8 protein-coding genes are annotated in these 10,600 nt (G+C 62.5%); 5 read left to right on the top strand and 3 right to left on the bottom strand.

Annotated features, from left to right (window positions below; all coding sequences use genetic code 11):
- Nucleotides 1-459 precede the first annotated feature (459 nt).
- The 4 genes from NKI58_RS32215 (at nucleotide 460) to NKI58_RS32200 (ending at nucleotide 6,292) form a co-directional block, all read left to right on the top strand.
- Nucleotides 460-1,647: a magnesium transporter gene (locus tag NKI58_RS32215; RefSeq protein WP_352854300.1), complete on the top strand. Its 1,188-nt coding sequence runs from the start codon at nucleotides 460-462 to the stop codon at nucleotides 1,645-1,647.
- A 488-nt stretch (nucleotides 1,648-2,135) separates the two neighbouring features.
- Nucleotides 2,136-3,410, top strand: coding sequence for a tetratricopeptide repeat protein (locus NKI58_RS32210; protein ID WP_352854298.1), 1,275 nt, complete (start codon nucleotides 2,136-2,138; stop codon nucleotides 3,408-3,410).
- Nucleotides 3,407-4,231, top strand: coding sequence for a FecR family protein (locus tag NKI58_RS32205; protein ID WP_352622619.1), 825 nt, complete (start codon nucleotides 3,407-3,409; stop codon nucleotides 4,229-4,231). Before NKI58_RS32210 ends, NKI58_RS32205 begins: the two co-directional genes overlap by 4 nt.
- Nucleotides 4,232-4,246: 15 nt before the next feature.
- A complete protein-coding gene (locus tag NKI58_RS32200; RefSeq protein WP_352854296.1) occupies nucleotides 4,247-6,292 on the top strand; it encodes a CHASE2 domain-containing protein in 2,046 nt (681 codons plus the stop codon).
- Nucleotides 6,293-6,381: 89 nt separating this feature from the next.
- Here the strand turns inward: NKI58_RS32200 and NKI58_RS32195 are convergent, their stop codons facing one another.
- Genes NKI58_RS32195 through NKI58_RS32185 form a run of 3 tightly spaced genes read right to left on the bottom strand, consistent with a single transcriptional unit; the run spans nucleotide 6,382 to nucleotide 8,855 of the window.
- The gene (locus tag NKI58_RS32195; RefSeq protein ID WP_352789045.1) at nucleotides 6,382-7,173 is read right to left on the bottom strand and encodes a sugar isomerase domain-containing protein; all 792 of its coding nucleotides are present in this window, start codon (nucleotides 7,171-7,173) and stop codon (nucleotides 6,382-6,384) included.
- 39 nt (nucleotides 7,174-7,212) lie between these two features.
- Complete coding sequence (locus NKI58_RS32190) at nucleotides 7,213-7,983, bottom strand: GntR family transcriptional regulator (protein WP_352854294.1); 771 nt, start codon at nucleotides 7,981-7,983, stop codon at nucleotides 7,213-7,215.
- Nucleotides 7,980-8,855, bottom strand: a complete 876-nt coding sequence (locus NKI58_RS32185; RefSeq protein WP_352854292.1) for an ROK family protein — start codon at nucleotides 8,853-8,855, stop codon at nucleotides 7,980-7,982. The genes NKI58_RS32190 and NKI58_RS32185 overlap by 4 nt, the downstream gene beginning before the upstream one ends.
- Before the next feature lie 449 nt (nucleotides 8,856-9,304).
- On the opposite strand from NKI58_RS32185, the gene NKI58_RS32180 reads away from it, so the two are divergent.
- Nucleotides 9,305-10,597: an ABC transporter substrate-binding protein gene (locus NKI58_RS32180; RefSeq protein ID WP_352854290.1), complete on the top strand. Its 1,293-nt coding sequence runs from the start codon at nucleotides 9,305-9,307 to the stop codon at nucleotides 10,595-10,597.
- The last annotated feature ends 3 nt before the right edge of the window (nucleotides 10,598-10,600 follow it).

The following is a 10,600-nucleotide window of genomic DNA, read 5'->3' as shown; positions in this document are numbered from 1 at the left end:
GTCTTCTGTAACGGGTGGGTGTAAGCATGCGCAGCCCAACATGTGATTGTGACCGAACCGGAAATTAGATGCCTCACCCGCAAATTGCAGGAGCGAATTTTGCCGCCCTGAAGGCCGAGCAGGCACCCTTTCAGAGAGCAGAAATCAGCCAAAGCCTAGTTGATCAATGGTTAGGTGACTGGCACGTTTTCCGGATCTCAGTTGCATTGCTGCGGCGTGACGCAAAGCCAAGGAAAAGATCGGTGAAGTTCGCAACACGTTTAATTCTCGGCGACACGTAGACGTTACAGCCCGCCTATATGCACCCCCGCAATGGCTCAGATCTGTCTGAGTTGGGTCCACTCGGCGCCACGAGAAGCGAGTTTTCCGGATCGAGGCGCGGGGGCCACTGCGCCAGGACAGAGCGATCCGATCCGTGTCATACCGTCAGTGGCAAGACACTCGCAATTGGGGGAACAGATGAAGGAAGAGAACGACGTTGAGAAACTGGTGCGCACGCTACGTGCTCGAGCACCTGATGACGCGGCGGTATTGCTGGCCCGAGAGTCTCCCGAGTTCATTCGGGAGACACTAAAGTTGTTGCCGGACAGGCATGCCCGTAAGGTGGTGGAGCATTTGCCGCCGCATATGCGGCCTGTCAAGCCTGATAGCGATGGCAAGGATTTCGTGATCCCCGATTCGCTCGTCGAACTGATGGACCCGATTCCCGCCAGCGTTCCAGTCGGGACGACGGTATCCGCCGCAGTGGAGACCGTCAGAAGTGCCCAGGTGCCGACCGAGCTCACCTACCTCTACGTCACGGAGGGGGGCGATAAGCTGGTTGGCCTGGTGGTCCTGCGCGATCTGATGCTGAGCGAACCGGACGCGATGGTCGATCAGATCATGCTGCCAAAGCCGTTCGTCCTTAACGTCGGTTTGTCTTTGAGCGACGCCTGCAAGGCGGCGGTACGCCGTCACTACCCTGTCTATCCCGTGGTGGACGCGGAGAACCGGCTGCTCGGGCAGGTCCGCGGCTGGCGGCTGTTCGAGCAGCAAATCATCGAGATTTCCGCCCAGTCTGGCCAGATGGTGGGTGTCCAGAAGGAGGAGCGTTCTTTTACGCCGCTGTTTTCAGCCTTCTTGAAGCGGCATCCGTGGCTGCAGCTGAACCTGCTGACGGCCTTCATGGCCGCTTTCGTGGTCAGTTCGTTCACAGGCACGATCGAGAAGATCGTCGCACTGGCGGCGTTCCTCCCGGTCTTGGCCGGGCAGAGCGGAAACACCGGCTGCCAGGCACTGGCTATGACGCTGCGTGGCCTTGCCCTGGGGGATGTGGACAAACGACCGAAGCTGCACCTGGTGATGAGGGAGGGCGCGCTCGGGATCGCCAACGGCGTGCTCGTCGGTCTTGTGGCGGCTGCGGCGATGTGGTTCTACGCCTCGCGGCAACCTGAGTCGGCGGCCCAGGCGCCCATGCTGGCACTTGTGATCCTGCTCGCCATGTCCGGATCGTGCCTCATGTCCGGAATCTCCGGCGTGCTGATCCCGTTGGGCCTGCGGCGAGTCGGCGCCGATCCGGCCGTAGCTTCGGCGATCTTCCTCACCACCGTGACCGATATCGTAGGCATGGGCCTGATGCTGGGGCTGGCCACCATGCTCGTGCTATAGCAAGGCGCCTCCGGTGATGCATCCATGGGGAGATGGGTGCCTATAAGCTGAGCTCGTCGCGTTCAACGAAATAGCAAGAGCCGTGCCGCATCGCGTACGCGTCGTCAGAAGCACCTCGCGGCAGCTCTCCGATCGCTTGCGCAGTGCCACGGAAGACCTTTGGATGAGCCGTGGGTGACCTTGATTGCTCATTCAGTGACCAGATAGGCGCAGAATGGCGCAAACAATATTAATCTTGTCGGGCGTGCGATCCACGACTGGTGATGATTTGAGTTAGCTGCCGCTGGTGCCGAATACTTCAATTGTTACAGCAACGCTGAGAAGATGTTTTGACAACCAGCGCAGCCGAAATACGAACAATCCCGACGGTTTGTTGCGCAGTTGCAACAGCTGCTGAGACTCGCATGGTCTGGTGACCGTTCAGTCGCCTTTTTCTTGTGGTCGTGCTAAGTCCTTCGCACTAGTCGGGTTTGGGGTGGGTTCTCGGCATGCAATCTTCGTTTCGAACGATCTTCGGCTTCGCCGCAGCGCTGCTTTGTACCGGCGTATTGCCGGCCGGCGCACAAGGTCTTTTTACGGCCTATGACGATGCGTTTTCGGCCCGCATCGCCAGTCCGGCCGACAACGGAACGCTCGCCCAGTTCGTCACAGTTGCCGTCAACGCAGGGCAATATGATCAGGCGATCTCCTCAATCGAGCAGTATCTGATCAAATACCCCCGCGATGCTCGCGCACGGCTGGCGGCCAGCCGGTTGTACTATCATGTCGGCTCCTATGAATTGGCCCGGCGGCAGGTGCAGTACGGCATCGAAGTCGGCGGCCTGACCGCAAGCGAGCAGCAGGAAGCTGTTCGCCTGCTCGCCCGCATCGATCGCGCGTTGCGTGGCGTCACCTGGGAACTCGCCCTGACCGGCGGCGTGTTCAGCGCCTTTACCGATTTTGAGCCCGGCGGGGCGCAGGACGACGACAGCTTCGTCTCGCCCTATGGGCGGGCGGAAGGCTTTGTCCGGTGGGACCTCGGCACGCCAAGTGCTGACGCTCTCGTTCTTTCAGGATCATTGACGGCGACGAAGCGCTTTTTCACGGAAGACCTGTCGGTTCCGGGTAGCGAGAAGACTTTTATCCACGGCAACGCCGCGATTACCTGGGACAAGGGGCTACCCAACAGTGGGATCGATTCGCTGCGCCTGCTGCTTTCGGCGTTTACCGTTACAGATCGTTTCGACAGCGATATCCACGAAACCGGCATCGGTGTCAGTGGACGCTTTCTCGTGCGCCCGACGGTCGAAACGACGCTCTTCGCCGGTGGCGGCTACATCGATCTAAGCGCCTCGCAAGGCATTTTCGCCGATAGCAGGGTTCTCTATGAGGCAGGTGGCAGCTACCGCTTCCGCAATGGCCAGGCGCTCGGACTGCGCTTTGTCGGCTCGAATGACTTCGCCTCCGGATCTGGCGAAATCGGCCGCAGCTACACGGGCGAGGTCCGCTATGGCGGCCTGTTGATGAACGTACCGGATCTTTTCGCATGGTCGCACCAGGTCGCCTTTTCGGCCGGCCACAGCGACACTCCCGATCTGTCCGTCGGCATCGGCACAAATATCAAGAGCGACTTCTGGCGCATTGCCTCCGAAAGCGATTTCCAGCTGACGGAGGCGCAGAAGATCAGCGTCGATCTCGCCTATCGCGAAACCAACTTCGACATCGCCAACCGCGACCGAAAATCGTTCGAAATGCTCCTGAGCTATACGTTGACGCTCAATTGAAAGAGGCCGCGATGAGGACCCCGTACCGTCAGATCGCCATTTTTGTCGCCTGCCTTGCCTTCGCGGCACCATCCGCCGCTGAGACGGTCGGGTCGATGACGGCCTATCAGACCAACATCGTCCGCAACAACGGCGGGACAATGAACGTTGGTGCCGGCGTCGAACTCGGCGACCAGCTGCGCAGCAATCCCACCGGTCTTGGAATGCTGGTGTTCCGGGATGAATCGAGCGCCAAGATTGGTCCGAACACCAGCCTGACGATCGATGAATTCGTCTACAATCCGGGCTCCGGATCGGGAAAGATCGACATCGGGATGAACAGCGGCCTGGCCCGTTTTTATGGCGGCCAGGTTTCGAAAGGGGGCGTCATGCAGGTTGCGACCCCGCACATGGTGCTCGGGGCGAGAGGCGGCATCATCGAAGTGCTGGTGGCAGCCGGCCAGACCGTCGGCATACTGCGCGCCGGCCGCATGACCTGCACGATCAATGGCAAACGGCTGGTCATCACAAACCCGGGCTACGCCTGCACATCGGAAGATGGCAAGCTGCTGACCGGCTACGGCGGAATCGACACCTTCCCGATATTGGACAGCATCGACCGGATAGCCGGCACCGGCCTGCCAGGCGCACCGGGTCCTGGATTGGACGTAAGCGCGATTTGTGCGTCGGCACTCGGCGGCTCGCTCAAGGTCTGCGAGTCCACGGACGGCGCATTGCCAGGAGTGGTCATGGAGTTCCCCGACAGCCTAACACCACCTGTGGGCGGGGGCGTGGATAAGGGCGAGTGTGAGGGTGAGGGTTGCTGCTACTACTGCAATTAGGCCTGGCCGCACGACATGAGCCTCTTGGTCGGTTGGCGCTGGGCTGATTGGCGGCAAGCTGGCAGGCGCAAAATATCCGGTCTTGCGGTCGTGCTCCTGCTGCTCGCTTGCCATTTGGCTTTTGACGGGCCGTTGTCGCGCCTGCGTGAGCGGACGTACGACTTCTACCAGTTTCTCGCCCCACGCCAGGCGACGAGCAATCCTGTCGTGATCGTCTCGATAGACGACGCCAGCCTCAAGGCACATGGGCGATGGCCCTGGAACCGTGGCCTCTTGGCCGACCTGGTCGATCGCATCACCGAATCCGGCGCGGCGGTGGTCGGACTTGCGCTGGTACTCCCCGAGGCCGACACCTCGCCTGAGGGCATCGCCGGAGACAAGCGCCTGGCAGCGGCGCTGGCCAAAAATCGAACGGCGCTTGCCGTCAGCCTGGGCAATGAGGCGACGGTTTCAGAAGCAGAACCCAAAGCCGGCTGGTCGATCGTCGGGCAGGTACCCGACACACTTCCCGGCTTCACCGGCCTGACCGGCTCACTTGCGGAATTCTCGAACGCTGCCGCAGGCCTCGGCGTAATTCGCACCTTGCCCGATCCCGACGGCGTACTGCGCCATGTGCCGCTGCTGTGGCTTCGCAACACCGCTCAAGGCGTGCAGCTGTGGCCGTCCTTCGCACTCGAGCTCCTGCGCCTTTACGCCGGACAGGACGGTTACATAGCCCGGATGAATGCCGCCGGGTTCGACGCACTCAGGATGGCCGGCGCCATCGTGCCGCTCGAGCCGGAGGGGAGCATCCGCCTCTGGGAAACCGCCACCGATACGCCGCGCATATCTGCCAGCACTATCCTTTCGGGCGACAGTGATCCGCGGCTGCGGGAGGCCATCGCCATTGTCGATCTGTCGGCCGTGGGACTGACGCAGTACCTGCCCACCCCGACGCGTCCAGCGCGATCAGGAGCGGACATCCACGCCGACGCAATCGCCCAGTTGCTTGCCGGGCGCTATCTTGCAGAGCCAACGCACGCGCGTATGCTCGAGCGGCTCTGGTTTGTTCTCGGTGCCGTCGTTTTCATCGGGCTTTCCGGAGTGCTCGCCGGGCGTGTCGTGCTTGGCGCCCTCGCCCTGGCGCTGCTGGCCGTCACGCCGTTCGTGTTCGGCGCTCTCGAATACAGCCTGCAGGGTGCAATCTATGACCCGCTGCAGCCGGCGCTCGCGACGATCCTGGTAGCCGGCTTCGAAGGCTATGTCCTCTACAGGCGCAGCGAGCAGCGCCGGTCCACCCTGGCACGGCAATTCTCCCAGTATCTATCGCCTTCCGTGGTGCAGCGCCTCGCAAGCTCGGACACCGAAGCGATCCTGTCCGGCGAGAAGCGCGAGATCACAATTCTGCTCAGCGACATACGCGGCTTCACGACGATGAGCGAACAACTCGATACCCAGGAAATCGCCAAGGTGGTCAACCACTTCCTCGGCATTGCGACCGATGAGATCCTCAAGCGCGACGGCACCATCGACAAGTTCATGGGCGATGCGGTGCTCGCCTTCTGGAACGCGCCGCTTGATCAGCCGGACCATCGCGAGCGCGCGCTCGACGCGGGGCTTGCCCTGATCGAACGGGTGAAGCGTGAAGACGCCGCCTTCAGCGCGGACGGCCACCCCTCCATCGCAATCGGCGTCGCCATCGAGACGGGCATTTGCTCGGTAGGCAATTTCGGCTCCGAACGGCGCTTCGATTACACCGCGATCGGCTCGCCAGTGAACCGCACGGCACGGCTCGAGTCGACGACCAAGAAGCTGGGCATTCCCCTGGTGCTTGGTCCCGGCTTTGCGGAAGGAGCATCGATGCCGGTCGTCCAGGCGGGCGCATTTGAGCTCCAGGGTTTCAAGGGCGAGGTGCCGGTTTTCACCGTTCCGGAGATGCAAGCCACTCATCAACGGATGAGCCGCGAAGCAGGGAGCCAACGTGGTGAGCAATCTGGCGCCCCTGCCATGGTGGTTGGTTCGCCGCTGTCCGTGCAAATGGCTCCCCCTAATGTTGCACCCCGAACCCGAAGCACACGCTGACCGGATCAAGCGGATCGCGGGGTGCCGACCTGCATTGTGAACTGATGACCGCTTGGGGGGCCCAGCGGTTTGCGTGCCCTCCCCGGTTGTCATTCGCCGCGCATGGTCGCCTGGAAGGTCGGCAGATGCTTCTTCTGAGCCTCGAGCATTTTCTCGCGATAGACCCCATAGATGACGTCGGTGTCGTGCAGTGTGACGCCGGCAATTGTCGGCGAGGCGAAAACCGGCAGCTCGATACCGCGTTTCGAAAGCGCCTCGGCGGTGCGGGCGATCAGCTCATGCGCCAGGATCATGGCAAGCACGGTCGACGAACCGGAGACCGGCCGGCTCCAGCCCTCGACCGGCACGATGGCATCCTCGATCGGCGAGCAGGTGTCGATGACAAGGTCGGCGGCATCGGCAAGCCGTTTGCCGGAAGAGTGCGTCGCCGGCTTGTCGAGATTGTTCTTGCTAGTTATCGCGACGACGAAGATGCCGCGTTGTTTCGCGTAGAGTGCCGTATCGATGCCCGACGAATTGCGGCCGCTGTGGCCGAAGATGATAATCGAATCGCCTTTGTTCAGCGGCTGGTGGTCGAGGAATTTCTCGGCGTATTTCTCGGTCCGTTCCAGCCACAGAAGTTCGCGCACGCCACCGGCGCCGAGCACGTTGTGCCACATGACGCGCGGGTCGGTCAGCGGATTGAAGCCGACATAGCTGCCGTAGCGCGGAAACACTTCCTGGACCGGCAACACCGAATGGCCCGAACCGTAGAGATGAACCAGCCCACCGCTCTCGAGCGTGTCGGCAAAGCGGCTGGCCGCCTCGCCAAAGGCTTCGGCATTGGCTTTCGAGGCCTGTTCGATGAGAGCGGCAAGGCGAGGTATGTAGAGATCGGACACGTCGGTACTCCTGTTATGTAAGTCGGCTTGGGTAATGGCTCAGCTTCGTGCGTTTGGTGGGGCGCGGCCGGCGCGCAGCGTCGAGCGGATTTCATAGCGGTCGCCACGCATGATCGAGACGGTGAATTCGAACGGGCCGCGCTCGTCGGTGGTGATGCGCTCGACCACGAAAGCGGGACTCCCCGTGGGCAGATCGAGCAACTGGGCATCCGCCGCCCCGACCGCGCCGACACGGTAGTTTTCGCGCGCCGCGACCGGCACGATGCCGTAATGGCGTTCCAGCGCTTCGTAGAGCGAGCCCTGCAGCAGCCCGGCATCGAGAAAGCCGGGCACGCGCGCAGCCGATAGCTGTGCCGTCTGGATGCCGATCGGCTCGTTGTTGCCGAGCCTGAGCCGCCGTATGCGCACCACCGGATCACCCTCCTCGATCTCCAGCGCTCCGGCCGCGGCGGCATTGGCGGTGGTCAGGCTGCAGTCGAGCAAGCGCGAGCCGGCGACCACGCCCATATTGCCCATTTCCTGGGTGAAGCTGGTCAGTTCGCGGGTGCCAGCGACCAGGGTCGTGGAGCGCACGAAGGTGCCACGGCCATGTTCGCGCCTGAGCAGCCCGTGCTCCTCAAGATTGCGCAAGGCGTGGCGCAGCGTGATACGGCTCACCCCGAACAAGGCGCACAATCTGTCTTCGGCCGGAATCTGGTCACCGGTCGCCCACTCGCCGCTCTTGACGATGGTGCGGATCGCTTCCTCCACCTGATACCAGAGCGGCTCGGGCCTTCTGCGGTCCGGTTGCCGAAAGCTCGGCTCGCTCATCTTATCTGCCTCCACTGTGCTCCGGCGAGACCAGCCAGCGAGGCGCCGACGAGACCGGCGCGGGAGCCGAATTCGCCGGACCGCAGAACGACATCGCGCAGATGCGGCGGCAGCTGACGCCGCAATGCCGCAAGCAGCGGCGGCCCTATCACGTCCAGTGCATCGGCAAGGCCGCCGGAAATCAGGATCGCCTGCGGATCGAGCAGCGCGACCGCACCCGCAAGGGCAGTGCCCAGCCGGCGCGCCGGCAGCTCCACGGCGTCAAGTGCGGCCGTGTTGCCAGCCCGCGCGGCCTCGACCAACCTGCCGCCATCGGCCAGCCCGATCTGGCGCGCCGCGGCGTCGAACGCCCGCCCGGAAGCGAAGCGCTCCAGCCAGCCGCTGCGGTCCTCGCCTTCATCCTCGATGTCGGCGCAGGCCCAGCCGAATGAGCAGGCGCCGCCACGTGCGCCGGCGACGATGCGGTCATTGGCCAGAACGGCGGAGCCGACGCCAGTGCCGATGGCCAGCAGGATGGCATCGGAGAAGCCCTTTGCAGCACCTTCGACCACCTCGGCCAGCATGGCGATCTGCGCGTCATTGCCAATGGCAACAGGCAGACGAGGAAACAAGGCCGCGATGTCGATGCCGTCGAGATAGGGCAAGTTCGGAATCCAGCGGCAAACCGTGCCCTCGACAAGCCCCGGCACCGCGAGGCCGAGTGCCTCGATCGGGCCGGCCTCGGCGCGCAACGCGTCGATGCGAACGACGAAGGCATCAAGGCTTGCCGGCGCCGGCTCGCGGCTCAGCATCTCCAGCCAGCGAACATCGCCGGTATGGATTGCGGCGCGCAAATTGGTGCCGCCGAGATCGATGGCGAGAACGCGTGTCATCGAGAGCGGCTCCGACTGGCAGCCGCCCGGTCATCGGAACGCCAGCTCCCCAAGGTATCGGCGACTCTGGTCGGCAGTGCGGTACATGCCCCGGTGCACGCGGCGGCAAAGCCGCCGAGCAGACTGAGCGCGTCGTGTCGATGAATCGAAAACATGCTCAGTCTCCCGCTCTTGTCGACAGCCGCATCCCTGTGGCTTAATGTCATTATAATGACATGACTTCCATCGCAAGAGCCTCGCCGCATGTTGGGGCCTGGCCGGCACGGAGAAACAGCTTGAGCTATTTCAGATAATTGTCTGTTCTTAAAATGCGATCACGCACTTTATAGATTGAAGTAAGAAATCGCCGCAGCGCCGGCAGGAACTCTCCAGGAAGATAGCGCTTGCATCATTGCTTCAAGTTGTCATAACGTCCTTGATATCGCTGTGCGTCTACGCGGAGGATCCGGATGTCTTTGGCTTGGATTTCGAAACTGGCACTGGCTGCAGGGTTGTTGACATCACCCACCGTCGGCTGGGCTCAGTCGGTCAACATCTCCTATCTGACCCACTGGTCGCCGGAGACGGTGGCGTTGCTGGACGCCGCGGCCAAGGACTACGCCAAGACCAATCCGGATGTGACCGTCACCGTCCGCGCCGTTCCCTTCGGCGACCTCCTGACGACACTGCGTTCCCAAGGCGGCAGTTCCGATGGGCCGACGATCAGCGGCATCTACGATTTGTGGCTGCCCGAACTGGCGCGAGACAAGCTGGTCGCGCCAGCCCCCGACACGGTTGCCGGCGAGGTCAAAAGTGCGTGGCCGGCCGGTGTCGTCAGCGCAGCCTCCGTTGGTGGCACGCTCTACGGCATTCCAAACGAGATCGACGTCTATGCGCTGAACTACAATAAGGAGCTGTTCAAGCAGGCAGGCATTACGGCGGCACCGAAGACCTGGTCCGAATTGAAGGATGCGGCGCAGAAGCTGACCAGGAAAGACGCCGGCCAGCAAGGTTTCGGCATGATCAACTCCTGGGCGGCGGGCGTCGTCCATCCCTTCGCCTCGCTGCTGGTCTCCAATGGCGGCGACTTGGTCAGGGACGGCAAGCCGGTGCTCGACAGTGCTCAAGCCGGCGAGACTTTCCAGCTCTACGAGGACCTGATCAAGTCCGGCGCCAGCGATCCGGCGATGGCCACCGCCGACGCCAACACCACCGGTCCCTTCCTTGACAATTTCGTCTCCGGCAAGACCGGCATGATCATCATGGCCAACTGGTGGGAAAGCGCGTTGAAGACCGGCATGGGCGACAAGTTCTCCAACATCGCTACCGCACCGATCCCGGTCGGTCCGAGCGGCGACAAGCCGCATTCGATCTCCTATTCGTGGATGACCGTCGTCAACGCCAATGCCGGTGAGGCCGAGCAAAAAGCAGCATGGGATTTCCTGGCATGGCTGAACAATCCAAAGTCCGGCAAGAACGGCGCCTCGGCCATGTCGGATATTCTGATGTCGATGGGCATCCTGCCGTCGCGTGCCTCCGATATCGAAGCCCATAAGGACAAGCTCGGCTCCGAGTTCCTGTCCGGCTATGTCAGCGTGCTTGCCGACGCCAAGCCCTTCCCTGTCGTGCCGGGTGGCCAGGAGTTCAGCGAGTCGTTGCAGCAAACGCTCGAAGCGTTGCAGTATGGGCAGCTCTCGGCGAAGGATGCGCAGGCGAACGCGCAGGCCGATGCCGTTTCGATCCTGGAGCGTGCCGCCAAATAGTGA

It is taken from the genome of Mesorhizobium sp. M0522 (assembly GCF_040321085.1).
Taxonomy (GTDB): Bacteria; Pseudomonadota; Alphaproteobacteria; order Rhizobiales; family Rhizobiaceae; genus Mesorhizobium.
Note: the sequence above shows the minus strand (reverse complement) of the source record. Positions and strands in the feature narration are given on the sequence as shown.

Coding starts and splice junctions, on each gene's coding strand:
- NKI58_RS32215 (WP_352854300.1), top strand. CDS start 460: ATGAAGGAAGAGAACGACGTTGAGAAACTGGTGCGCACGCTACGTGCT.
- NKI58_RS32210 (WP_352854298.1), top strand. CDS start 2,136: ATGCAATCTTCGTTTCGAACGATCTTCGGCTTCGCCGCAGCGCTGCTT.
- NKI58_RS32200 (WP_352854296.1), top strand. CDS start 4,247: ATGAGCCTCTTGGTCGGTTGGCGCTGGGCTGATTGGCGGCAAGCTGGC.
- NKI58_RS32190 (WP_352854294.1), bottom strand. CDS start 7,983: ATGAGCGAGCCGAGCTTTCGGCAACCGGACCGCAGAAGGCCCGAGCCG.
- NKI58_RS32185 (WP_352854292.1), bottom strand. CDS start 8,855: ATGACACGCGTTCTCGCCATCGATCTCGGCGGCACCAATTTGCGCGCC.
- NKI58_RS32180 (WP_352854290.1), top strand. CDS start 9,305: ATGTCTTTGGCTTGGATTTCGAAACTGGCACTGGCTGCAGGGTTGTTG.